This window comes from Bradyrhizobium sp. 197, assembly GCF_023073375.1.
In the GTDB taxonomy this organism is placed as follows: domain Bacteria; phylum Pseudomonadota; class Alphaproteobacteria; order Rhizobiales; family Xanthobacteraceae; genus Bradyrhizobium.
The window spans coordinates 1-23095 of sequence record NZ_JADPJJ010000037.1 but is presented as its reverse complement, the minus strand read 5'-3'; the positions used below and the strand labels follow the sequence as shown (position 1 = coordinate 23095).

Sequence of the window (23095 nt, the reverse complement as noted above, 5' to 3'; positions counted from 1 at the left end):
ATCGTGAAACGCGTCTCCGATCGCAGGCTTCGATTCGGAAAGGAGCGACAGTCCTCGCAGCACGACGGCTTAACCGCGCCGCCGGTACACTTGCAGCTTCGGTTCTCGCCGACAGCGGGATCGAGCACTATCGCGGCTCATTCAAGAACAAGGCGATGTTCACGCCGCTCGTCGTAGCCTCGATGACGCTCGCCACCAGCATTCATGGGACAGCCGACAAGCGGCCGTTCTCACATCTGCTGCGCGATATCACCTATGTACTGGCCGCCGCGACGGGCGTGGTCGGTACGGCCTTTCACGTCTACAATGTCGGCAAAAAGGACGGTGGCTTCAGCTGGCAGAACGTGTTCTACGGGGCGCCGCTCGGTGCGCCGATGGCCATTCTTCTGGCGGGACTGCTCGGCTTCTGCTCCGAACGCGTGCGCGAGAGCACGCCGGGCACGCGGCCGGAGATTTTCGCGCTGCCTGCGGGCCGGACGATTGCGGCTGTTGCCGGCGCCGGTTTGCTCGGAACGACAGGCGAGGCTGGGTTACTGCACTTCCGCGGCGCCTTTCACAACCCGTTCATGATGTTGCCGGTGACGCTGCCGCCGCTCGGCGCCGCGATGTTGTTTTCCGCCGCCGCGCGGGGTCCCGGCCGTCGTCACCGCTCGACCCACCGATTCATGAGAGTGCTCGCGGCGATGGGCTTCGCCGGCGTCGGCTTTCACGCCTATGGCGTGTCGCGCAACATGGGCGGCTGGCGCAACTGGAGCCAGAATATCCTGAACGGGCCGCCGCTGCCGGCGCCGCCTAGTTTTGCGGGTCTTGCCCTTGCGGCTCTCGCCGCTCTGGAATTGAAGGGGGATCATCCCGATGCGTGACCAACGGAGCCAGGCCGGCGACCGCTATCCAGGCTATGACGTGATGAAGAAGCGCTTCACTCCATCCTGGAATGAGCAGACGCGACGCGTGGTCGAGCGGCGGTTGGCCGTTCGCGATGAACCGCGATTCTTCACGCCATCGGAATTCGAGACGGTGTGCGCCATCGCCGCGCGCATCGTTCCGCAGCAACATAACCCTGAAGTCATACCGGTAGCGGCCTTGGTCGATCACAAGCTGCATCAGGGAGTCTCCGACGGCTATCGGCTCGCCAGCATGCCGCGGGAAGGAGAGGCCTGGCGAATCGGACTCGCAGCGATCGATGCGGAATCCGGGACGGCGCATGGCGCGCGTTTCGCCGCCCTCTCACCGGATCAGCAGGACAGGGTATTGGCGCGAGTTCAGGGTGGAAGCGCCGGCGCCGCCGAATGGGGCACGATGAGCCCGAGCGACTTCTTCAAGAAGCGCATGGCGAGAGACCTGGTGCTTGCCTACTACTCCCATCCTGCGGCGTGGAGCGAGATCGGTTGGGGTGGTCCCGCGAGCCCGCGCGGCTACGTCCGTCTGGACTTCAACGACCGCGATCCCTGGGAGGCCGCGGAAGCAAAAGTCGAGGATGATGTCTCGGCGCGCCGGATCAACCGTCATGTCGGATGATCCGCTGCAAGTGCCACGCGCCACCAAGGGACGCGCCCCTGACGTGTTCCGTCCCGGCGGCTGGGTCCCGATGCGCGAGTACGACAACGACGACGAGGTCGATTTCGTCATCGTCGGCACGGGAGCGGGGGGAGGCACGCTGGCCTGCAAGCTCGCCGAATACGGCTTCTCGGTCGTCGCCCTCGATGCTGGCCCGTACTTTCGGCCGCTCGAGGATTTCGCCTCCGACGAATCCGAGCAGACGAAACTTTACTGGACCGACGACCGCATCGTAGATGGCGACAATCCGCTACAGATGGGCAGCAACAACAGCGGCAAGGCGGTCGGCGGCTCGACCGTACACTTCGCCATGGTGTCGCTGCGGTTTCGGCCCGAATGGTTCAAGTCCCGATCGCTGCTTGGCTACGGCGCCGACTGGCCGCTGGATTGGCGGGAGATGTGGCACTACTACGGCGAGGTCGAAGACGCCCTGAAGATATCCGGCCCGGTTACTTATCCCTGGGGGCCGCCGCGTCCGCGTTATCCCTATCGTGCCCACCCGCTGAATGCCGCTGCGCGCGCGCTGGCCAGAGGCTGCGAGGCGCTCGGTATTCAATGGACCGAAACGCCGCTCGCCACTCTCTCCGCGCCGCGCGGGCGCGCCCACCCATGTGTCTACAGGGGGTTCTGCGTGACCGGCTGCTCGACCAACGCCAAGCAGAGCGCGCTCGTTACATGGATTCCACGTGCGATTGCCGCCGGTGCTGAAATTCGCGACCTTGCGATGGTCGGCAGGATTGAACTGAACCCCGGCGGACTGGCCGCGGGCGTGCACTATCACCGCGAAGACGCCTGGCATTTTCAACGCGCTCGGCATGTCGTCGTGGCGGGCTATGCAATCGAAACGCCGCGTCTGCTTTTGAACTCCGCCACTGACCAGTTTCGCGACGGGCTTGCCAACAGCTCGGGGCTGGTCGGCAAGAATTTGATGGCACAATCCAATCAGGCGGTCTGGGGTCTCATGGATGATGAGGTCCGCTCCTACAAGGGTCCGCCATCGCTCGCGATCACCGAGCACTGGAACTACGAGGATCGCGGCAAGGATTTCTTCGGCGGCTACAGTTACATGAGCCAGGGCCCGCTGCCCCAGCTCTGGGCCAATACCCAGATGAGTGCACACGGCCTGTGGGGTTCGCGCCTGATCGAGGCGATGAAGGACTACAACCACGTGGTTGGTCTGAAAATCGTCGGCGAAATGCTGCCGCAGGAAGCAAATCGCGTCACGCTCGCCGACGACGTCGACCAGTATGGCCTCCGTATCCCACGAATTACCTATTCATGGTGCGACAACGACAAGCGGCTGATCGACCATGCCCTCAAGTTCATGGGCCGGGCCCTGCAGGCGGTGGACGCCAGGGATCTCTGGATCCAGGAGGACGACACGTGCCACCTCAACGGCACAGCTCGCATGGGTGATGATCCTCGGACGAGCGTTGTCGACGCAGATTGCCGAAGCTGGGATATCCCAAATCTCTGGATCTGCGATGGATCCGTTTTTCCGACCGTGGGCGGCGCCAATCCATCACTCACCATCCAGGCGATCGCCTGTCGGACGGCGGATCGCATCCGCGCGCTTGGCCGGCGCGGTGAACTGCATACGGAGCGCCGGTCAGTTCGACCCGCGCGTATATCGGCCGCAATGAAGGAGAATGCCGCCTCATGAAACAGAAGCTGTTGAATGACAACAATGGGCAACGAACCTTCGCCGTGGTGATGGATGGTGGCGACGAGGTGCTTGACTGCCTGAAGTTGTTCGTCGCGAAAGAGCGCATCACCGCAGCGCAAATCACGGCCATAGGCGCTTTCAGCGAGGTCACGCTCAAATACTTCGACTGGACGCGCAAAGCATACGTCGAGAATAGGGTGGACGAGCAGGTCGAGGTCGCCAGCCTCATCGGCGACGTTGCGGTGGGGCCATCGGGCGATCCGGCTATCCATATCCATGTCGTGGTGGGTAAGCGCGACGGCGCTGCGATGGCCGGGCATCTGGGAAAAGCGCTGGTGCGCCCTACGCTCGAGATCGTGGTGACGGAGTCGCCGGCGCATTTGCAGAAACGGTTGGAACCGGAGTCGGGTCTCGCGCTGATACGGCTGTAATAATAATGTTGAACTACGAACCCTGGTGGAGAGTTGGCTCAAGGTTGGGAGGCAGCGTTCGAACCTCGCGCAAGGTGCACCATCTGATGACCGAACTCAATGAACCGTTCGCCCCTGTTGTCGTCGTCACCGGCGCGAGCGCCGGGGTTGGGCGCGCGATCGTTCATCGCTTCGCCCGGGCGCACTGGAGAATAGGCTTGATCGCACGCGACGCGGATGCTCTCGCGGAGGTCAAGCAAGAGGTCGAGCGGCTCGGCGGCCGTGCGCTGGTGGTGGCGGCCGATGTATCGGACGCCGAGGCGGTATTCAGGGCGGCCGATGAGGTGGCGAGAGTATTTGGCGCGATCGACGTCTGGATCAATGACGCGATGGTGACGGTGTTCTCGCCGGTTTGGCAAATCACCCCGGAGGAATTTCGACGCGTGACCGAGGTGACGTATCTGGGTTTCGTGCACGGCACGATGGCAGCGCTCCGGCACATGCGCCCGGCCGGCCGCGGGCATATCGTGCAAATTGGATCTGCGCTGGCTTACCGCGGCATTCCGCTGCAATCGGCTTATTGCGGCGCGAAGCACGCAATACGTGGATTCACGGATTCGTTGCGCGCCGAACTGATCCACGAGCGCAACAGCGTTCGTCTCACCATGATGGAGTTGCCCGCGGTGAACACCCCGCAATTCGACTGGGCACGCACGCACATGCCGCGACAGCCGCGGCCGGTCGCGCCTGTTGTTGAGCCGGGCGTGATTGCGCAGGCGGTGTTTCAGGCGGTGCAACGTCCCAGGCGCGAATACTGGATTGGATGGAGCACCATCAAGGTGATCCTCGGAAATATGCTGCTTCCCGCATTTCTCGACCAGTATCTGGCGAAGGTGGCGTTCGCCGGCCAGGAGACTAGTCAGAGCGTCGAGCCGGATCGACCGGACAATCTGATGGCTCCAGTCCATTCGCTACATCGAACGCGCGGTCGCTTCGGCAATGAGGCTGGCGACCGGGCGATTGTGGCGCCCGGGACGTGGGCGCGGGTGGCGCCATTTGTGGTCGGCGGGATCGCTCTGCTTATCGCAAGCACAGTCTCGGCCGCCTCCGGGCGCGGCCCGAGAGCAGGGCGGCATCGGTGATCACGGATGGCCGGTCGCATCGAGGACTATGGTGTTATCGGCAATTGCGAGACGACGGCCCTGGTTGGCCGCGACGGCTCGATCGATTGGCTTGGGGTTCCTCGTTTCGATAGCGCAGCCTGCTTCGCAGCCTTGCTGGGCGATCCAGAACAGGGCCGTTGGCTCATTGCGCCCGCGTCCGAGCCTGGCCGGGTCACCCGAGCCTATCGCGGCCACACAATGGTGCTTGAAACCACCTTCGAAGTCGATGGCGGTGCCGTCAGCGTCGTTGACTGCATGGCGTGGCGGGAAGGGGGGGGTCCGAACTGGTCAGAATCGTTCACGGCTTGCGAGGTCGCGTCGCGATGCACACCGAACTCGTCGTGCGCTTCGGCTATGGCTCGGTTGTGCCATGGGTCCGACGCTTGAAGGATGGTCGCCGCGAATTCGTCGCCGGGCCGGACCGGCTGACTTTGGCCAGCGACGTTGATTTGCGTGGACATGATTTTCGTACCATCGGCCACTTCGAGATCGCCGCAGGCGAAGAGGTCAGCTTTGTGCTCGGCTGGTCTCTGTCATATCGCCCTGCCCCAGAGCCGCGGCCAGCGAATGAGGCGTTGGCGCAGGCGCTCGCATTCTGGAACGGCTGGTCGCAGCGCTTCAAATCGGGCGGAGAATGGTCGGATATCGGGATATGTCGAAGAGGCCACGGCTTGGCGACAATGGCTTTTGCGCGCCGTTGCCGGCAGCCCGAAGGATCTTCAGATCATGTACGGCGTCGCCGGCGAACGGCGGTTGGACGAATACGAGGTTGGCTGGCTTCCCGGATACGAGGGCTCCGGTCCGGTCCGAATCGGCAACGCGGCGGCCGGGCAGCTGCAGCTGGATGTCTACGGTGAGGTTCTCGACGCGCTTTATGTCGCGCGAATAGCGGGGTTGCCCTACAGCAAAGACAGTTGGTCGCTCGAATGCGCGCTGATTGCGCATCTTGAAACGGTTTGGGAGCAGCCGGACGACGGGATCTGGGAAGTACGCGCTGGCCGCAGGCAATTCACGCATTCGAAAGTGATGGCGTGGGTCGCTTTTGATCGGGCCGTGCGCTCCGCGGCCGAGTTCGGACTGGAGGGTCCTGTCTCCCATTGGCGTGAGATTCGCCAGACCATCCACGACCAGGTTTGCGACCAGGGGTTTGATCGCCAGCAGAACAGTTTCGTTCAGTCGTATGGCGCGACTTCGCTCGATGCAAGTTTGCTGTTGATGCCGATTATGGGCTTCTTGCCGTCTTCCGATGACCGCGTTCAAGGTACCCTAACGGCCATCGAACGCGGATTGGTTCGCGACGGGTTGGTGCAACGCTATCACACGCGTGACGGAGCCGACGGCTTGCCAGCCGGGGAGGGTATGTTTGTTGCCTGTACTTGCTGGCTGGCGGACAATTACGTCCTGCAGGGCAGGTGGGAAGAGGCCCGCAGCCTGTTCGAGCGCGTGCTCTCGCTGCGCAAAGATATCGGCCTTCTGGCCGAGGAATACGATCCATCTGCCAAACGGCAGCTGGGCAATTTCCCGCAAGCCTTTTCGCATCTATCGGTGATTAACACTGCGCACAATCTGAGTGGCGCGCACGGCGCAGCCTACCAGCGCTCTTCGCGCAGCGAGTAAAGCCGCTCTAGCTTGGCCGACCAAGCCACAACAGTCACTCAGAGACAGCTCTCTCCGCGGCTCGTCTCGCCTTGCTTCCGGCTTTTTGGACGGATATTTCCCCCGCCTTTTCAGCGCGCGCCCTGGCTTCGCATTTCTCGCGCAGCTCGGCCAATTCCTCATCCGTGAGATGCTCGATGCCGACGAAGGAATTTCCAGCGGCGCCGGTGCGGATCAATTCGTCAAGCTTCACCTGAATTGCCGCGCTGTCTCGATTCTGCGAATTCTGGATCAAGAACACCATCAGGAAGGTGACGATGGTGGTTCCGGTGTTGATGACAAGCTGCCACGTGTCGGAGAAACCGAAGAGCGGCCCGGTGATCGCCCAGATGACAACCACGGCAACGGCAAGAGCGAATGTCGAGGCTCGACCCGCGGCCAACGAGGTCCGGTTGGCCATGTCGCCAAACAACTTCGCTGCCTTTGATGGTTCCTCTGGCCGTGTTCGGCCCTTCCGCGTGGTCATTCTGGTGTTCCTCCGCGGAACTAACCCGCGCGGGCCGGTTCTGGTTCCCGCTCCCCAGGCGTTAGCGTCCTGCCAAGGTTCCCTTCAGATCATCTATTCTGCGGCCGCCCTTGCCGGGGCTGCGGTGACCCGCGTCGCCGAGCTGACCGCGATCAGCACGATGAAGTTCAGCGCCAGGGCCACAATGCCAACATTGAGGTCCTGGATTTGCGGCGGCAGCCATGACACTGCATGGAAATTGACGCCGGTCAGGCTCGTAACAGCCACTGTTGCAACACCAGCGATGAGACCTGCCGCGGCGCCTTCTCGCGTCGCGATGTTGCGGCGGGCGAGACTGAGCACCAGTGAGGGAAAAAGCTGCGTAACCAGGCTGTAGCCCATCAGCAGCAGGGCCACGATGGTCTCTCCACCCTTCAGAGTAAAGAATACCGCGACCAAAGCGACCACCGGCACCAGGAGCTTCGCCAACCGCGAGACCTGCCGGTCATCGGCCGCGGGGTTGAGGGCGCGGTAAAGGTTGTTTGCGATCAGGGTGGCGGCCGTGATCAGGATCATCGAGCCCGGCACCAATGCGGTGAGCACGCCGGTGGCGCCTATCACGCCGACGAACCAGGGGTCGAAGGTCTTTACCGAAAGCTTGAACAGGGCAAGGTCGATGTCTGAACCAGAGAGTCCGCGAATTTGCAGCGTCGCCGCGAAGCCGACGAAAAACACAAACAGCAGAATGAGCTGATAGAGCGGCAGCACGATCGCATTCTTGCGGATCACAGTGGCGCTCTTTGCGGTGTAGATCGATGCGAACGTATGGGGCCACATGTAAAAGCCCAGCGCTGTGAGCAGCACGGTCGAGGAAAACCACCACAGGCTCTCACCGTGGGGCGGCAGCACCGTGAATCCAGGCTTTGCCTGCTCGATTGCTGCGAACATCGACCCCAATCCGCCATAATAGTGGAAAGGCAGGTAGATGCCGAGAAAGATCACGACGCCGAGAATCAGTGCGTCCTTGGCGACCGCGGTCCACGCCGAGCCGTGGACGCCGGACATCATCACGTAGGCGGCGACGACAATGGCGCCGATCCAGATGGCGAGCGTCGACGAGATCGCACCGTAGCCGGCAACCTCGACGATGATGCCTAGTCCCTTGAACTGGAGGACGAGGTAAGGAATGAGTGCCGCGATGTCCACGAGTGCGACGATGACGCCGAGCGCCGGACTGTCGTATTTGCGTACGAAGAAATCCGACTGCGAGTACAGCCGGTTCTCCTTCCCATAGCGCCAGATCGGCGGCAGCATGAAATAGGACAGTACGTAGGCGAGCGTGCCGTAGCAGAGAATGTAATAGGCGGGGGCTCCCTTGCCGTAAGCGAAACCGCTGCCGCCGAGAAAGGTAAATGTGGTGTAGATCTCTCCCGCGAGCAGCAGGAACACGAAGATCGCGCCGAAACCGCGCCCACCGACCGTCCACTGCTCGAGGCTCATGTCCTTGCCCCGGCGGGCGAGCAGGCCGAGCGCCAGCGCCAGCAGGGCGGCAGCGGCGATGAACGGCAGCGCGCCGTTCACGTCTCGCCCTCGCCATTGGCGGGATCGGCGATGTAGATCACCGCCATGAGGACGGAGGTAATTAGGATCCACGCCACGATCCAGGCGAGCAGAAATGGCAGGCCAAGGATCACCGGCGTCGCCCGGTTGACAAAGAACGGGCCGAAAATAAGGGCAAAAAACGGAATGACGGCGAGCCAACGAATGCTGCGCATGGCCGGAACTCTCGGATTGATGGTACCCGTCTCACTGCCGAAAGGTTCCCGGCGCCGGCGGAGACGCCTTACCTTCCAGAGCGGTAGCATGGAGGAGGCGGCGATGAACTCGTCCGGCCTCGGATAGCTGGAGCCGCCTCCTTGGATGACCGACGATGCTCTATTTTCGGGGCGTTGCTGGATTGCCCGTGGTCGATCCGGTCGTCGTCGTTGCAGGCGACGTGTTTTGGTTCGATGCCGTCGTATTGTGCCGGCCTGAATAGTAGAACCCGGCCACAATGATCACCAGGGCGCAGATCGCTAAAGCCGCCCAGCCTCCCCAATTGTTGCGTCGATTCTGGTTGGCGAGAGGTCGATTGTCGTTTGGATAGGTCATGTCCAGTTCTCCTTGAAGCCACAAGCCGCTGACAAAGAAGGTGTTCCTATCAATCACCGATCTGACGCAGCGAAGACGGTGATCCTGGTGTCCCGGAGCCAAGGGGCCTTGCACCGCCTCATCGTCTCTGCCCGCCGAGCGAGCCCGGACGCACAAGGCTCGCCCGGCGCGTTTCTCTGAACAGTTACAAGGAACGATTGGAGTTCCCCGAATTTAAGATGCCGGCAAGGAGGCATCAGGGTGCCCGTTCGTTTCCTCCGCTTGGCGATCGTCTGGTTGTTGCTTCTGGTAACCCTATGGGTGGTGCAGCCGTTCGTAACTGCGCTCTGGTTTTCTGCCTCTGCTCCCCGCACGGTCACGCCCCGCGCCGATCTCGCCGCAACCGAGCAGGCGACCGTCCGTCTCTTCAAGGAGGTATCGCCATCTGTGGTGCACGTGTTCGCTCGAGGCACGCCCAGCAGGTCCGTGTTTTCCGACGAGCAGGAAAGCACGGTGCAGTCGGGCTCGGGCATTGTATGGGACGTCGCCGGACATGTGATCACCAATCATCATGTCATCAATGGCACGGCCGAAATCGGAGTTCGGCTGACGTCCGGCGAATTCGTCGCCGCCCGTGTGGTGGGCGCCGCTCCAAACTACGATCTCGCCGTGCTTCAGTTGGAGCGGCCAAGATCAGCGCTGCATCCCATTGCCGTGGGGCGTTCGGCTGATCTGCAAGTAGGCCAGAGCACGTTTGCGATCGGCAATCCGTATGGCCTTGACCAGACGTTAACCTCCGGGATCGTGAGTGCGCTTGGCCGAAAACTGCCATCGGTCACCGCGCGCGAGGTCAAGGGGATGATTCAGACCGACGCACCCATCAATCCCGGCAACTCCGGCGGCCCGCTGCTCGACAGCGCCGGACGGCTGATCGGCGTGAACAGTGCCATCCTCTCCGGCTCGGGCGCTTCGGCTGGAATCGGCTTCGCCATTCCCGTCGACATCGTCAACCGCGTTGCGGCCGAGTTGATCCGCAATGGTCACGTCCCGCTGCCGGGCGTCGGTATCGTGGCTGCCAAGCAGGACCAGGCAACGAGCCTCGGAATTGACGGAGTGATCATCCTGCGAACGTTACCCGGCTCTCCTGCCGCGCAAGCCGGAATTGAAGGCGCGAGTGAGGACGGAGTGATCGGGGATATCATCACCGAAGTGAACGGCAAGCCAGTCCACAGCATGGAGGAATTGACTTCGATCCTCGATGAGGAGGGGATCGGCAAACAAGTTGAGCTGACCGTTGAACGTGCTGGACGAACCCGCATGGCCAAGCTGACCATCACGGACATCTCCCAGCCGGCCCAGCAATGAACCCGCCGGTGTCTGTTCTACTCGGCAGCCTCACGCACTTGAGGCGCCTCCGCATGGGGCTTGATTTGGCGTGGTTGCCCCGTCAGCACCGGCTGAAAGAGCGCGGCGGCAGCCATTGTGCTGGCGAGCGCCAGCGCCATCATCCTTCCTGCCTGCGCAAAGATGGCTGGCCGATTCCGCATTCATTCCGAAGCCGATGCAGAGCGCTCAAGCGCGTCGTTATGACCAATTCCGAGTGCGAGTCCCATCGCAATGATGCCAAGCCCCGCGAGGAGCAGCGGACCGTCTCTATAGCTGCCGGTATGATCTCTGAGCCAACCCATTGCGAAGGGGCGGCGAATCCCGGGAGATTGCCGATTGAATTGATCACCGCGATGCCAGCGGCGGCCGCGGCGCCCGACAAAAAAAGCGGTTGGCAATGTCCAGAAAACTGGCAGGCAAGCGAAGATGCCGAATCCTGCGATACAGAACGCAAGCATCTTCAGGCTCGGATCATCTACGAGTGCAGCCGAAACGAGAGCTGCGGATGCCACCAGCAGCGGCAATGCTGCATGATAGCGTCGCTCCGCGGCCCAATCCGAACGCCGGCCCCACCAGACCATACCTATCACGCCGACAAGTAGGGCGCCGCAGACACGAGGGTGGTCAGGAAGGTGTTGAGTCCGAATGCCTTTGCGATCTGAGGAAGAAAGAAGCTGAGGCCGTAATTGATCGCGACCGCTCGAAATAGACCAGACTTAGGCTGATCACGCGCCGATCGAACAGAACCTCGGAGACCGTGTACAGCTTCGCGGTTGCGGCGCTCGATCGACAGCCTGTGGCTGAGCCATTCCCGCTCGTCGCGCGCCAACCAATCTGCCTCTTCGGGGCGGTCCGTCAGATAAAAGAACAAGACGACGGCCAGGACAACTGCCGGTAATCGCTTCGATGAGGAAAAGCCACTGCCACCCCGCCAGGCCGAAGCCTCCATGCAGATAGAGCAACGGTCCTGAGATCGGCGCGCCGATAACGGTCGAGAGTGGAATCGCGGCCATGAAATATCCGACGATCCTGGCCCGATACTCTGCTGGGAACCGAAGCGTGAGATAAAAGATGAAGCCCGGGAAGAAGCCGGCCTCCGCGGCACCGAGCAGCACGCGCAGGACATAGAAAGTGTTCTCATTGCTGAGCCCGGAAATGCGAGATCCAGGGCAGACATGCCATCAATCCGGAGAGGATGCCCCAGCTGAGCATGATGTCCGGGCAATCCATGTGCGCGCACCGAGACGTTCGAGCAACAGGTTGGACGGTACACTGGATAATCAAGCAGGCTTTGATTCCGCCATTCTGGGGTTCGCTCAAGGCATACGGTCGTGCGGAACTCCCAGACGTTGCGCTCCACTTCGGCTGCATTCGGAAAGTAGGCATTTGGAAAAACGCCACGTAGCCTGCGACCAGGGCTGGTCTCAGCCTGCGTGTCCAACGATCAGGTCTCGTTCTCGTCTAGGGACGCCGCAACGAAATCGCAACGAATTAAGTGAAACGACCGTGAACAGAACGCGACCAATGCAGTCGCCGCATGGAGAAAGATCAATAACTTAGAAGATGCTCACTGCGTTCGGGACGCAGTGGGCGCCTCGATCAGATCGCAGCCTGGATCAGGCTGCTTGCCGAATTCTTTCCTTCTCCTCGCTGAGGGGCGCTGGCTTCAATTGGAAAAGGCTGACGACTCGTCGGCTTGCCGCGTGACCGAGCCAATCTGACAACGGCCCTTGTCCTACGAGCGACTTATCGAGACCAGAAAACGCAACCGTACTAATAGCTTGCTGCTGGCTGCGCAGGTGGTCTTCAACCAGCTTGCGTCGGGTGACATAGCCTGCATTCACACCAGGGATCGAATGGTTCATGAGGAGCTTGGCGTCGAATTCGGAAACGCCAGCAGCGGCGGCAATTGTCCGAAATGTCTGACGAAGATCATTGCCCCATTTCGACAAGATATCTCGGTCTTCCTTTGTTTCCGCCAGGTGTCCAGAGGCGCTCTCGGCTGGGAACAACCAATCTTGCGCCTGAGACGGGTGCATTTGCCTGCCGAAACGAAGCACTCGAATGAGGCTCAGGATCATTTCCCGAGACAGCGGAATGTCGAACGCTCGCTTGCTGCCTCCCTTGGGCTTAGGGATGTGGAGCGTTCGCCGTCGAAAATTGATGTGTTCGGGCTTAGCCTGCTGCAATGCGGTGGGCCTAGACCCACACAGCAATGTGAAAAGATGGAATTCGCGCCGGATTGGATTGTCTAGATTGGCTAGCTCGAGAAACCATCCTTTCAAATCGCCGGTCCCCATACCCGTGTTCCTGCGCTCTTCCTGATTCCAATCGACTGCATCTGCGGGGTTGTCGCGCGGCAGCGATCGATTGGTCTTCCGAGCATGATTGTAAATGGCCCGCAGCGTCCGCATGCTGCCATTCGCCATGTAGGGACCGTTCTCCTTGGAAAGCTCATCATGCTTTTCGGCGACGCGACCGGGATCGTTCGCGAGGTCGAGCAGAGGGGTGTCAAGCCATTCGGAAAAGATACGTTCGACGTGATCCCGATAGCCGCTTATCGTTTTTTCGCTACGGCCTTTTCGAATCAAGTGGGCTTCCAGATAGCGTTGCCAAGCCTGCTTCAGGGTAACGCTCGCTACAGCTTCATCCCGGTTGGTATTGCCCTGTTCGGCGTTTCCGTCTTGCCTCGCTTTCGGGTGCTTTCCCTTGCTGATTTGCGCAAGATATTCCTTGGCAAGCGCGCGGGCCGCTCGGGTCGTTAACTCGCTGGCATCTCCAATAGACACTCTAATGGATGAGGCCCGCTTTCCTCGTTGCCTAAGATCACCTTGAATGGTGAAGGTCCTTTTCCGCTTCCCCACGACCACGAAGAAGCCTTTCAGCTCGGTGTCGCGAGCCAGATACCAGCCATCTTCAGGAGTCGGTAGCTGAGCGATAGCCTTGTCGCTGAGAGCAATGCGAATATCGGTCATGCGGGGACGTGAACTGTTAAAACAGTTTTCAAACGGTTTTGGCGAGCCGAGGTGTTTGAAGGTCTGCGTTCGCCGGACTGCGAAGCTATGCGACAAGTCCCTATAAATAAAAGGTCTTCTTCGACCTCATCGTAGTGTAGCGCAGATTCAGAAATCGTAGAGAGGCGCCGGTTTTGAACTCTTAATCAGCGGGTCCCAGGTTCGAGCCCTCGTGCGCCCACCAAGCTTTTCAATAGCTTAGGGGTTTGTCGCGGTCGCCATTCCGACAGACGCGTCGTGTCTATTCCGACAAACCAGCTGCTTTTGTTCTTTCCTCTCGCCGTTTCTTGGTGCCCGAAATTAGCTGTTTCCGTGTGCGCTTTGCATAGGTCGGCAACTGTCGCGAGGAGCGATGGCGGCCAGCGGCTCTGAGCTCAGCGTCCGTCAGATCGCTGTCGGCTCCCTCGGTAAAGCCGCCGTGGCGGAATGATGTAAAGGAAAGCTCTTCGCGAAGGTCCGCTGCATGGACGATCTTCTTCACGACCCCGCGTAGATAGCGAAGATCCCGCTTGGCCGTGATCCAAGGCAGCGGGGTAGGAGACCTCCGGTGCGAACGGTCGCGTCGAAAGACCAGGCCGGATACGGTCGTCAGCTTAATAGCGTCCAGCTCGGCCATCAGCTCGGGGAATAAGGTCTCGCCAGTCTCATCGAACAGTGGCCACCAGGCTTCTTCACCATTTTTTGGATGGACGATGCGCACACTGTTAGGGCGCTCTTTCGGTCGATAGTGGCTTATCTCGAAAGCACCGAACACGTGTTCTTCTCGCTGGAGCCATTCCCACGCAACAAATGCTGCCGTTGCGACGGATCGATAGCCAATCGGCGGGTTCAGAGCCCGATGCTGCGGCCTCTGCCAAGCTCGATACCGTGTGTGAAGGCGAGTTCGTCGCCAAGACGACGGCCTGAGCCGAAATTGCCGCCGATGCCGAGTTCGCGCTTACGGTTGGCGAGCAGGGATTCAAGCTGTGGATCGCGTTGCAGGCTTTTGGCCATGTCGCCCATCGCCGAGCGCGTCGCCTTGTAGCCCGACATGTCACCCGCCTGATACTGACGCTGGCTAGTGTGGTCGAGCTTCTGCCAGCGCTGCACGAAACGGTCGGCGCGGCGGCCCGGATCGGTGCGCGACTCGGTTTCCAGCTGGAGCGCGCGGATGGCGCGGGCCGAATTGCCCGAAGCGGCTTCAAGGGCGAGTTCCGGGTTCTTCTTGTAGGCCGCTTCGGCGTCGTGCGGGCCATAGGGTCGCACCTCCGCGAAGACTTTGCGGGCCTCCTGCAATTCCTTCACCTGCTCGGGGCTCGCCTTGCCGTCCCGCTCCTGCATATCGAAGATCGCATCCACGGCTCGGGCATGGCGGACGAGTGCCTTGGTGCGAGCTTGGCGCAGCGCCGCTTCAGGGTCTTCCGCCTTCCTTTCCGGCGCTTCCCGTTCCGGCCTCCGCGCGCTATCCGGGCCACGCGCGGCTTCGGCAGGGCGCAGGCCATCTACCATGTTGCGCACCCTCTCGGGCACAACCTTGCGCACGATCTCGGCAACGCGCTCGCCGAAGGTGATCCCGCGCCGCTCGGCATAGCCTTGGGCCGGATCGAGCTGCTCGTAGTCCGAGGCCATGTCCTTGGCCCGGTCACGCGACAGGGTGCGGACGAGCCGGTCCGGATTGGCAAAATCGTCTCGGCCATAGTGCAGCTCCATACCGTCGCGGTGCCGCGACAAGGCGACATAGCTCGCATGGGCATCCATGCCCGGCGTCGCCAGCACATGGGTGCGATCCACTGTCATGCCCTGCGCCTTGTGAATGGTCGCGGCATAGCCGTGATCGATACGGTTATAATCATTGAGGTTAAAGGTGACGCTACGCCCGTCATCGGTGCGCACCGACATGGCTTGCAGGCTAACCTGTTCGATGATGCCAAGCGTTCCGTTCTTGACGCCGAGGCCGCGTTCATTTTGCAGGAACATGACGCGGTCCCCGGTAGCAAAGTTGCGCGCGCCGCGCTCGACCGTGACGCGCACCTCATCGCCAGGGCTCCCGGCTTCCCGTATCTTTTCGCGCGCTGCCTCGTTGAGCGCTCGTACCTCGTCATTAGTGTGGGTGAGGATGATGCGGCTCTTATCTGGTGACGCCCGCTGCTCGCGGTACCAGCGCTCAATCAGATCGCCACGCGCCTGCTCTCGGGTTTGCGCGTCGTGCACCATGCCGTGGGAGCGATAGGCGTCAAGCGCATAGCCAGTCCTGCCGGTCGCCAGATCGCGCGTGGCATCGCGCTACCAGTCCTCCCGCTGACGGCGTACTTCGCCGATTTCCGCGCCGCCATGACGCTCGTGAATCGAGCGGAAGGCTGCGCCCGCTTCGATGGATTGCAGCTGTTGCGGATCCCCGACCAGCACAACCTTGGTGCCGGCGTCGGCAGCATGGGACAGCAGGCGTTCCAATGCCGCATGCCGACCATACCGGCCTCGTCGATCACCAGAACATCGCGCGAGCTGAGCAGGTCGCGGCCCTGTCCCCAGCCATGCTCCATGCTGGCGATGGTGCGCGACGCGATGCCCGATCCGCTTTCGAGGTTTTCCGCCGCGATGCCGGAAAGTGCCACGCCCCGAACCTCATAGCCCGCCGCCTCCCATGCCTCCCGCGCCACGCCCAGCATCGCGCTCTTGCCGGTTCCGGCATAACCGACCACGATGCTGAGCTCGCAGCCATCCGTGACATGCACCAGGGCATCAGCCTGCTCGCCCGAAAGGACGAGGCCGCGCTGTTCGGCACGCGCCACCGCCGCCTTCCTTTGGGCGTCGTTCACCTCGTGGCGTTCCCGTTCCGCCATGATTTCGGCGGTATGGTGCAGCCGCCGTTCGGTCTCGATCATGTCGCGGGTGGTGAAGCGGTCTTCGCCGCGAGCGTCGCTGCCGAGTTCGACCAGAGCGGGCGCGCTGCGCATCGCGCCCATGACTTCGTTGAACTGCTCGATGCCCTGGCTGTGACGGTGCGCGAACTTCGCCATGTCACGCTGCGTGAAGGTCGATTGCTGATGCGTGATCGCATCCAAGGCGACCGAAGGTTCGGCGATGATCCTCTCGCCATTATTGCGCGCGATCTCACGGTGCATCTCGGCGCGGTCGGCCTCGCTCGCTTCGCCCTCGATGCCCCGGTCCTCGATACGTTTGGCGGGCGCGCCGATCTGGTTTTGCGGCTCAAGTGCGATGCTCTGCGCTTCCAGGCTGCGATGGTCGATCCGCGCGTCGATGTCGAGTTCAGCCAGCCGCTCATTGGCAAGCGCGGCCCAGCGTTCGCGCCAACGCTCGACCATCTCGGTGCGGTTCCAGTCTCGCACCTTGGGACCGAAACCATTCTCGTCCACGGCGCGCATGGTCAGCATGACATGGGCATGGGGTATGGGCATGCCGTCCTCGCCGATGTCCCAATGCACATTGAGATCGGCGATCATGCCCAAACCTACGAACTCTGACTGCGTAAAGTCGCGGGTCAGTTCGATGCCTTGTGCTTGTGTCATCTTGCGCGGAAGGGCGAATTCGACCTCGCGGGCAAGCTGAGCATCCTTGCGGACCTCGAAGGCCTCGACATTGTTCCACAGCCGCTCGCGGTCGCTCCATGCCTCCGGCGCATTCTCCGGCAGCAGCACCTCGGAATGGACGACGCCGCGCTTGGCGGAAAAGTCATGGCTGCGATCAAGCCGCTCGTCGCGCAGCCGCGAGCCCGAGCGGTAGGAGGCTGACGCTACCGCACTGGAGCCAGACTTGCGGCCAATGACCTTGACGTGAAGATGATAGATCGCCGTCGCGATCAGATCAGTGGCACGGCAGAGCGCACGTCGGAACGACGTATAAGCGCGCCCTTCCTCGAAAAATTCTCGGGCGGGATTACACCGTCCCAAACCGTCTCGGCGACCCTACTGCACTATGCCCAGGGCTCAACTATCATTCCCTCATCAACATTGCTGGAGAACGTGATGCGAAAGCCACGGGATTTCGACGGGGAACTGAAAGCACTTCAGGACAAGGCGCGCGACCTCAAGAGCCGTAAGGTGCTTGGGCTCGGCGAACTGGTCATTGCCACCGGGGCCGATAGCCTCAGCGCCGACGAACTGGCAGGCGCGCTGATCATGCTGGCCGAGACGAAGGAAACTACAAGGAAGGAGACATGGGCGAAACGTGGGGCCGCGTTCTTTCAGGGCCGGGCGCGGCGAACTGCACCGGCAGCTGAGCGCCACACTGGCGGCGCTCAGGCGCAATCGGGCGGCGCGCAACCGTCAACAGGCAGCAAGGGCGCGGCATGATATGCGCGCATGGCAAGTCGAGCGCCGCAAGCGCACGCGGCACCTGATCGAACTGGGCGGCCTCGTCGTCAAGGCTCGTGTCGTGGACTTGACTGGCGATGATCGCGCCATCATCCTCGGCGCGCTGCTCTGGATGGCAGACAGGCTCAAAAGCAATCAAGGTGAACAGGCCCGAGCGCTCTGGGCCGCAAAGGGAAAGGAGGCATTCGCTATGGAACGGGCGACCGAAGCGCCCACCATCTCGCAGGAAACGCCGCAGGATAGGGCATGACCGATGGCGGGCAGCGTGGAGACTTCAAAGATCGCAGCCTCGCCGCCTGGCGCCTGTAAATCAGCGCGGTGTCCGACGCCGCTCGGCGTCCAATTTGCAATGGAGAAGTCACTCTCGGGCATATTTCGCACCCATCGGCGCCCTGACCCATATCGCCGCAACGTCTGATGCTCCCGCGGAGTTGTTGGCTGCTGAAGACGAATCGAGATCGGCCAGGTAGGAAACTGCGGGATATGTAAGAGTTGAATTTCCGAGTATTTCCTCGGCATTCCCTTGTTACCGCATCACTCCCAAACGACCATGGAATAACCGCCTCCCGTTGCGTCAACAGGCTCGCTCGGACATGGCCGAATAAGCGAGGCGCTCAAACGGCGGTCGCCGAGAACAGACGATTAATTGCAAACTTGGAGTCGCCGGTAGACCCAGCCATAACCGTCCCAGTAGCGCTCGCGAACAACCCGGCAGGCAGGCTCTTCGACATAGACCGGTTCCGGCGCATAATATACCGGCGGCGGAGCAGGCCGTGACGCCAGGGCGCCGCCTAACAGCGCTCCGCCGATAAGTCCCCCTACGACGCCCGCGGCGATTTGACCATTCTCTGCTCTTGCAGGTGCGGGCAACCAGAGCGGACCCGCGGCCAACATCACAGCCGCGATAGCTGAAGCGATTTTGCACATAGCGCTTTCTCCATTTTGCGGCCGCAAATTCTTCGCGGACTCTCACATCATACATCTCGCGATTAACGCTCTCTTAAGTCTGAATGGAGCGCAAAACATTTTGCGCGTGGACCGTCCGTCGTCTGCCGCCGAACTGGCAACGGCAGACATGCCTATGCTTGCGCGCCCCCTCTTCGTCCGGCGAGGGAAAGTTCTTCTGTGATCCGATTGCTCGGATAGTTCTGCCCAGAAAACGCCCGGTTTAGCGCGAATTCGCTGGCTTCTGAACCAAGATGCCACCGTATCCGCTAGGCGCGCTCCGTTCGTCACCTCCAAGCTTGCATTGTTCAAGGTCGTCATCTCGGTGGCGGACAAGGTTGACCGTTTGGATGTCAATCGGCGTTCAAATTTGGCTCTGCGTATTGCCGCATCTGCGAATGTTACCCTGACGGCGCCATTGCACTGGTCGATGCGACCTCGGCTGATCGGCCGCGCCAAGTGGCTTTTCCGGCTTGCTCGACGAGAGGGGCTGTGGGCGGGTCGGGCCCTACATAGCCCGAGCCGTCCACAGCCCCGGGCAATGGGGCAGCAGTGGTTGCCTCGCCGAGCGGCTCCTCCGCGACCAACTGCTCGGCCGTCTTCCGTCTAAGCGCCCTCAGCAGACGCTGCACGATCGAATGCTGTCTTGTCCCGAACTCCTCGGGGTGTTTTTCGCTGAGCCGGCCGACGATGGCGAGTGCAGTTAACTGCGGTTGCGTAGCGAGCCAGCCCTCGATCGCAGCAATATGCGGGTCGAGCTTGGACGGCATGCGAACCCTGGTTTTATACGGTCGACGGGTGCGCCGGTGCGTGGCACGCGGCTCGCCGGTCGTCGTCGTCTTGCCGAGCGTCTTCGCAAAAGAGGCTGCGGTCGCTGGCGCGGTGCTCGTGCTGGCGCGTTGCAGGCCGCGCGCCTGTCCGGCACGACGATCGACGCGATCGCCGAGTTCGTCCTGGGTCGCGCGAATCTCGGCCAACAGCGCGACTGGATCGAGCGAGCGATACTGATCACGCAGCCGCTTCTTCACGGCCGCGGTCACCTTGGGATGCGCCAATGCACGCTCATAGGGCGTCGATGGGAGATGATAGCGTTTGATCACCTTCGCCCCTTCGCGGCGCTTCTCCTTCAGCTTGAACGACGGCTGGAAGAAGTTGACGTAGAGCCGTGCCGCCGCATAGAGGCGGCCCATCACACGGGCCGTCTCGACGCCATCGAAGCGGCCGTAGCCCATCAGGCGACGGACGACGGCACCATTCTTCTGCTCAACGAACGCCTGATCGTTCTTCTTGTACGCGCGCGAGCGTGTGACTTCGAGCTTCTGTTCGCGACACCATGGCACGACGACATCGTTCATGAAGGCGCTGTCGTTGTCGAAGTCCACGCCGCGCAACAACCAGGGGAACAGGCTCTGTGCCCGGTTGATCGCCTCGACGACGAGTGAACCTTCCCGCGTCAACAGCGGCAGGCACTCCGTCCAGCCCGTGGCGACATCGACCATCGTCAGGGTCTGGATGAACGAGCCAGCCACCGACGTGCCGCCATGGGCGACCATGTCAACCTCGCAGAACCCGGGCGGCGGGCTGTTCCAGTCATTGAACGTGCGGATCGGGACCTCGCGCCGGATTGCCGAATAGAATCCGGCACGGCGCCGCCTGCCGCCGCTCGCCGCGATCTTCACTTCGACGAGCAGGCGATCGATGGTCGCGGCGCTGATGACCAGAACACGCTCACGGTCCGCTTGGCCAAGCCGCAATCGGCCATGTTGCTCGAGCGCCGGCAGCAAGGTCGGGAATCATCACCTTGAGCCGCTTGCCGCACACCCGATCGGACGCCTCCCACAGCGCCGTCACCGCGTCCTTGATCGGCGCACCATATCTACGCTTGCGCTCTCGAGCTGCCTCGACGGCGCCGGGCCCAACCGGTGCGCGTCGTCGGAGCGCGCGCACCGCATGCTTGCGATGCCAGCCCGTCGTCGCGCACAGCTCGTCGAGGATGCGCCCCTTCTCCGCCCGTTTGGCCGACCGGTAACGCTCCATCACCGCCGACAACACCTCGCGCCGCGCACCCATGCTGATCTTTCCCGCCATAGAGGCCACCGAAACAATTTGGTGGCGCTGCTGCAGTCATCGGCGAGAAGTTGTCCAGTAACATTCTGCGTGAGGCAATGCGCTCTGACGCATATTCGATGATTGTGATTGTTTTTATGGCGCGCCAATCAGCCTTGCCTGAAGGAGATCGAGCTTAGCGCGCCCGTACATCTGCCGTTTGACCAGCTTGAGCTTGGTGATCTGCGCTTCCACTTGGCCATTGGACCATGGTTGCGTAATAGCGGCGTGCACCGCGCCCTTATCGTTGGCGATTCCATTCGCGAACGAGGCAATGAGGCTCCGCTTGGATTCTTCAATCCAAGGTTCGAGCTCGATCTCGGCCTTCCTTCGGATCATCGCGTGGAAGCGGCCAACGAGAGCTTGGGCATCGGCCAGCATAGAAACGTGTCGTTCGATGACCGCAAGCGTGACGGTCTCCGCCCTGGTTAGGTGGTCGCGCTTCGTCGTCATCAGCTGCGCTATCGTCCTGGCGGCGGGGACCTTCTGCAATTGTTGATGGCTGATAGTCTCGGCACGCCGCCGTCGCGTCGTCCATTCCGCCACCACGCGCAGCGATCCCTTGAAGCCTTGTCCCTTCAATCGGCGCCAGAGCTCGGCACCGTTGCGACAGCCGCCTGACCACTGCGCGTCCAGGAACGGCAGATGCCCGTCCAGGGTGCTTTGACGGGTGCGGAACATATCCGTACCGCCGCCGCGGCTAATTTAGCGAACCAGATTGCGACTATGTCCTGTGCGGCGGACGATCTCCTTGAGCGACACACCGTCGCTGGCGAGAGCCGTAATTACGGCATGGCTGTCCTGGCGCCGCAGATAGCCCTGATAGCGCAGCTTTTCCGCACAGGTCAGCAATTCCGGGTCGATCGTCGTCGTTCCGATTGCGGTTCGGATTCTGTTCATGGAGCGGCGCACCGCATCAAGGAAGGCCGCGCTCGCATTTTCCATCAGATGCCAGCGGTCGGCGACTTGGATGGCGTTCGGCAGCGCCTTGGCTGCTGCCTCGCCGTATCCACCACCGCGATCTCGCGACACAATGTTGATCGCTGGGTGCTTCGATAGCCACGCCCGAACGGTCGCAGTTTCCCGGTCGGGCAGCAGGGTAACGATCCGCCGGCGCTCCAAATCGCACACGATCGTCCCGTATCGATGGTTTCTCCGGAACGCCCAGTCATCGATGCCCACAACAAGCAATGGATCTGTCGGCATCGCCGCCCGCCGGCGGACCACCCGTAGCAAGGTATCGTTGCTAACGGGCAGCATGAGCCGCTTGGCGAAGCTTGCCGCCGGCCGGCCGCCCAGCGCCAACCCCAAGTGATGGACGATGTATTCCAGCCGTGCCGTCCGGCGCCGTCGAAGCGGAACGATGTCTTCTCCAAACCGCTCTGAGAAGATCCGCCGGTGGCAATGCGGCACCTCACATGTGAAGCGCCGCGTGAGCAATCGGAGGCGCACCTTTCTGCCCGCTGATGGCAAATCGGCCACGTGCCGGATGTAACGGCTATGGATTCGGCGCGATGCTGTCGTGCACAAAGGGCACTGGGCCTCCGTAGCCTCTGACCGAACAGCCAGAATAACCGAATCCTCTGAATCACTTACGCCATCAAACACCAAACCACTCGGTACGAGCGATGAAATTCGAAATCCTGTCCGCATGGCGCCGATTCTCCGTTGAAGAACCACAGTCGCCGGCGAACTTCATCAGAAATGAGTCAGAGCCAATTTTGAACGCCAATCCCCCGGCTCAGGGGGTCAATATTGCAGGCCGAATGACACACGGGGACATCTCACCCGAAGTCCTCGATGCTGTGCGGCACCATCACACGAATATCTCGATGGCAGCGGCTATCCTGACCGCCTCTGCGCCGAGAACATCACCGACATCGTTCGCATTCTCACCATTTCGGATATCTTTGCGACGCTGATCGAACACCGGCCCTACAAGCTGACGATGCCGCGCGCGGCAGCGTACGATATTCTCTGCGGCATGAGGGGAAAGCTGGACAGGGCGCTAGTCGTCTCTTTCAAGGATGTTGCGCTTACCAGATGAATTCTGCTCGAACCTATGCAGGGATATTCCACGTCTCCACTCAAGGCGTGATCGGAGGCGGTCTCATTTCCATGCTCTTCGGCTGCCGTTGGCGTGGTGCAGCTTTATGTCGGCTCACAGGGTAGACCGGAAGTTTGCATCCGATTGCCAACCGGCGCGAATGACCCGTTTCGGACGTGCGCCTATCGGGGCCGTTTCGTTCGCAGTCGAGGCAGCAACGTCATTCCGGAAGGCCTGCTTTGCGAAGACCCTTGGCGAAC

At 61.5% G+C, this 23095-nt stretch carries 21 protein-coding genes and 4 pseudogenes; 11 read left to right on the top strand and 14 right to left on the bottom strand.

What is annotated here, in order from left to right:
* Nucleotides 1-155 precede the first annotated feature (155 nt).
* From IVB27_RS09150 to IVB27_RS09125, 7 genes are all read left to right on the top strand, one after another.
* Nucleotides 156-863 carry a hypothetical protein gene (locus IVB27_RS09150; protein WP_247443033.1) on the top strand — a complete coding sequence of 236 codons (708 nt, stop codon included), beginning with the start codon at nucleotides 156-158 and terminating at the stop codon, nucleotides 861-863.
* Complete coding sequence (locus IVB27_RS09145) at nucleotides 856-1518, top strand: gluconate 2-dehydrogenase subunit 3 family protein (RefSeq protein ID WP_247443032.1); 663 nt, start codon at nucleotides 856-858, stop codon at nucleotides 1516-1518. Before IVB27_RS09150 ends, IVB27_RS09145 begins: the two co-directional genes overlap by 8 nt.
* Nucleotides 1508-3220, top strand: a complete 1713-nt coding sequence (locus IVB27_RS09140) for a GMC family oxidoreductase (RefSeq protein ID WP_247443031.1) — start codon at nucleotides 1508-1510, stop codon at nucleotides 3218-3220. Before IVB27_RS09145 ends, IVB27_RS09140 begins: the two co-directional genes overlap by 11 nt.
* Nucleotides 3217-3654, top strand: coding sequence for a PPC domain-containing DNA-binding protein (locus IVB27_RS09135; protein WP_247443030.1), 438 nt, complete (start codon nucleotides 3217-3219; stop codon nucleotides 3652-3654). The genes IVB27_RS09140 and IVB27_RS09135 overlap by 4 nt, the downstream gene beginning before the upstream one ends.
* A gap of 86 nt (nucleotides 3655-3740) precedes the next feature.
* Nucleotides 3741-4775 (top strand): SDR family oxidoreductase, encoded by a 1035-nt coding sequence (locus IVB27_RS09130; protein WP_247443027.1) that lies wholly within the window; start codon nucleotides 3741-3743, stop codon nucleotides 4773-4775.
* Nucleotides 4776-4781: 6 nt separating this feature from the next.
* Nucleotides 4782-5183 (top strand): trehalase-like domain-containing protein, encoded by a 402-nt coding sequence (locus tag IVB27_RS43565; RefSeq protein ID WP_524536471.1) that lies wholly within the window; start codon nucleotides 4782-4784, stop codon nucleotides 5181-5183.
* A 72-nt stretch (nucleotides 5184-5255) separates the two neighbouring features.
* Entirely contained in the window at nucleotides 5256-6413 is a 1158-nt protein-coding gene (locus tag IVB27_RS09125) for a glycoside hydrolase family 15 protein (protein ID WP_524536472.1), read from the top strand.
* A 34-nt stretch (nucleotides 6414-6447) separates the two neighbouring features.
* On the opposite strand, the gene IVB27_RS09120 is transcribed toward IVB27_RS09125, so the two are convergent.
* The 4 genes from IVB27_RS09120 to IVB27_RS09105 all read right to left on the bottom strand — a co-directional run bounded on the left by IVB27_RS09120 (nucleotide 6448) and on the right by IVB27_RS09105 (nucleotide 9048).
* A complete protein-coding gene (locus IVB27_RS09120) occupies nucleotides 6448-6918 on the bottom strand; it encodes a low affinity iron permease family protein (protein WP_247443026.1) in 471 nt (156 codons plus the stop codon).
* 93 nt (nucleotides 6919-7011) lie between these two features.
* Nucleotides 7012-8478, bottom strand: coding sequence for a sodium:solute symporter family protein (locus tag IVB27_RS09115; protein ID WP_247443025.1), 1467 nt, complete (start codon nucleotides 8476-8478; stop codon nucleotides 7012-7014).
* On the bottom strand, nucleotides 8475-8672 hold the full coding sequence (locus tag IVB27_RS09110; RefSeq protein ID WP_247443023.1) for a DUF3311 domain-containing protein: 198 nt from the start codon (nucleotides 8670-8672) through the stop codon (nucleotides 8475-8477). Before IVB27_RS09110 ends, IVB27_RS09115 begins: the two co-directional genes overlap by 4 nt.
* A gap of 160 nt (nucleotides 8673-8832) precedes the next feature.
* Nucleotides 8833-9048: a hypothetical protein gene (locus tag IVB27_RS09105; RefSeq protein WP_247443012.1), complete on the bottom strand. Its 216-nt coding sequence runs from the start codon at nucleotides 9046-9048 to the stop codon at nucleotides 8833-8835.
* Nucleotides 9049-9288: 240 nt separating this feature from the next.
* On the opposite strand from IVB27_RS09105, the gene IVB27_RS09100 reads away from it, so the two are divergent.
* Nucleotides 9289-10392, top strand: coding sequence for a S1C family serine protease (locus IVB27_RS09100; RefSeq protein WP_247443011.1), 1104 nt, complete (start codon nucleotides 9289-9291; stop codon nucleotides 10390-10392).
* A gap of 182 nt (nucleotides 10393-10574) precedes the next feature.
* Here IVB27_RS09100 and IVB27_RS09095 read toward each other — a convergent pair whose 3' ends face one another.
* From IVB27_RS09095 to traA, 6 genes and pseudogenes are all read right to left on the bottom strand, one after another.
* On the bottom strand, nucleotides 10575-10994 hold the full coding sequence (locus tag IVB27_RS09095) for an MFS transporter (protein ID WP_247443010.1): 420 nt from the start codon (nucleotides 10992-10994) through the stop codon (nucleotides 10575-10577).
* Between the two features lie 5 nt (nucleotides 10995-10999).
* Complete coding sequence (locus tag IVB27_RS09090) at nucleotides 11000-11284, bottom strand: MFS transporter (RefSeq protein WP_247443009.1); 285 nt, start codon at nucleotides 11282-11284, stop codon at nucleotides 11000-11002.
* Nucleotides 11285-11360: 76 nt separating this feature from the next.
* Nucleotides 11361-11528 (bottom strand): annotated as a pseudogene (locus IVB27_RS43220) (MFS transporter); the annotation flags it as partial.
* A gap of 501 nt (nucleotides 11529-12029) precedes the next feature.
* Entirely contained in the window at nucleotides 12030-13388 is a 1359-nt protein-coding gene (locus tag IVB27_RS09085; RefSeq protein ID WP_247443007.1) for a tyrosine-type recombinase/integrase, read from the bottom strand.
* A gap of 280 nt (nucleotides 13389-13668) precedes the next feature.
* Nucleotides 13669-14181 (bottom strand): hypothetical protein, encoded by a 513-nt coding sequence (locus tag IVB27_RS09080; protein WP_247443006.1) that lies wholly within the window; start codon nucleotides 14179-14181, stop codon nucleotides 13669-13671.
* A 74-nt stretch (nucleotides 14182-14255) separates the two neighbouring features.
* Nucleotides 14256-17224 (bottom strand): annotated as a pseudogene (traA, locus tag IVB27_RS09075) (Ti-type conjugative transfer relaxase TraA).
* Between the two features lie 165 nt (nucleotides 17225-17389).
* Here traA and traD (IVB27_RS09070) point away from each other — a divergent pair.
* Complete coding sequence (traD, locus tag IVB27_RS09070) at nucleotides 17390-17716, top strand: conjugal transfer protein TraD (RefSeq protein WP_247443005.1); 327 nt, start codon at nucleotides 17390-17392, stop codon at nucleotides 17714-17716.
* A gap of 1 nt (nucleotide 17717) precedes the next feature.
* Entirely contained in the window at nucleotides 17718-17987 is a 270-nt protein-coding gene (traD, locus tag IVB27_RS09065; protein WP_247443004.1) for a conjugal transfer protein TraD, read from the top strand.
* A 392-nt stretch (nucleotides 17988-18379) separates the two neighbouring features.
* On the opposite strand, the gene IVB27_RS09060 is transcribed toward traD (IVB27_RS09065), so the two are convergent.
* The 4 genes and pseudogenes from IVB27_RS09060 to IVB27_RS09045 form a co-directional block, all read right to left on the bottom strand.
* Complete coding sequence (locus IVB27_RS09060; RefSeq protein ID WP_247443003.1) at nucleotides 18380-18664, bottom strand: hypothetical protein; 285 nt, start codon at nucleotides 18662-18664, stop codon at nucleotides 18380-18382.
* 419 nt (nucleotides 18665-19083) lie between these two features.
* Nucleotides 19084-20436 (bottom strand): integrase catalytic domain-containing protein, encoded by a 1353-nt coding sequence (locus tag IVB27_RS09055; RefSeq protein ID WP_247443002.1) that lies wholly within the window; start codon nucleotides 20434-20436, stop codon nucleotides 19084-19086.
* Nucleotides 20411-20770, bottom strand: a complete 360-nt coding sequence (locus IVB27_RS09050) for a hypothetical protein (protein WP_247443001.1) — start codon at nucleotides 20768-20770, stop codon at nucleotides 20411-20413. The genes IVB27_RS09055 and IVB27_RS09050 overlap by 26 nt, the downstream gene beginning before the upstream one ends.
* A 114-nt stretch (nucleotides 20771-20884) precedes the next feature.
* A pseudogene (locus IVB27_RS09045) lies at nucleotides 20885-22441 on the bottom strand (ISL3 family transposase).
* Nucleotides 22442-22560: 119 nt separating this feature from the next.
* On the opposite strand from IVB27_RS09045, the pseudogene IVB27_RS09040 reads away from it, so the two are divergent.
* Nucleotides 22561-22835: pseudogene (locus tag IVB27_RS09040) on the top strand (HD-GYP domain-containing protein); the annotation flags it as partial.
* Nucleotides 22836-23095 lie beyond the last annotated feature (260 nt).

Bases quoted from the DNA above. Each gene is read 5' to 3' on its own strand.
- IVB27_RS09150 (WP_247443033.1), top strand. From the start codon at position 156: ATGTTCACGCCGCTCGTCGTAGCCTCGATGACGCTCGCCACCAGCATT.
- IVB27_RS09145 (WP_247443032.1), top strand. From the start codon at position 856: ATGCGTGACCAACGGAGCCAGGCCGGCGACCGCTATCCAGGCTATGAC.
- IVB27_RS09140 (WP_247443031.1), top strand. From the start codon at position 1,508: ATGTCGGATGATCCGCTGCAAGTGCCACGCGCCACCAAGGGACGCGCC.
- IVB27_RS09135 (WP_247443030.1), top strand. From the start codon at position 3,217: ATGAAACAGAAGCTGTTGAATGACAACAATGGGCAACGAACCTTCGCC.
- IVB27_RS09130 (WP_247443027.1), top strand. From the start codon at position 3,741: ATGACCGAACTCAATGAACCGTTCGCCCCTGTTGTCGTCGTCACCGGC.
- IVB27_RS43565 (WP_524536471.1), top strand. From the start codon at position 4,782: ATGGCCGGTCGCATCGAGGACTATGGTGTTATCGGCAATTGCGAGACG.
- IVB27_RS09125 (WP_524536472.1), top strand. From the start codon at position 5,256: ATGATTTTCGTACCATCGGCCACTTCGAGATCGCCGCAGGCGAAGAGG.
- IVB27_RS09120 (WP_247443026.1), bottom strand. From the start codon at position 6,918: ATGACCACGCGGAAGGGCCGAACACGGCCAGAGGAACCATCAAAGGCA.
- IVB27_RS09110 (WP_247443023.1), bottom strand. From the start codon at position 8,672: ATGCGCAGCATTCGTTGGCTCGCCGTCATTCCGTTTTTTGCCCTTATT.
- IVB27_RS09105 (WP_247443012.1), bottom strand. From the start codon at position 9,048: ATGACCTATCCAAACGACAATCGACCTCTCGCCAACCAGAATCGACGC.
- IVB27_RS09095 (WP_247443010.1), bottom strand. From the start codon at position 10,994: ATGGTCTGGTGGGGCCGGCGTTCGGATTGGGCCGCGGAGCGACGCTAT.
- IVB27_RS09085 (WP_247443007.1), bottom strand. From the start codon at position 13,388: ATGACCGATATTCGCATTGCTCTCAGCGACAAGGCTATCGCTCAGCTA.
- traD (WP_247443005.1), top strand. From the start codon at position 17,390: ATGCGAAAGCCACGGGATTTCGACGGGGAACTGAAAGCACTTCAGGAC.
- traD (WP_247443004.1), top strand. From the start codon at position 17,718: ATGCGCGCATGGCAAGTCGAGCGCCGCAAGCGCACGCGGCACCTGATC.
- IVB27_RS09060 (WP_247443003.1), bottom strand. From the start codon at position 18,664: ATGTGCAAAATCGCTTCAGCTATCGCGGCTGTGATGTTGGCCGCGGGT.
- IVB27_RS09050 (WP_247443001.1), bottom strand. From the start codon at position 20,770: ATGGCGGGAAAGATCAGCATGGGTGCGCGGCGCGAGGTGTTGTCGGCG.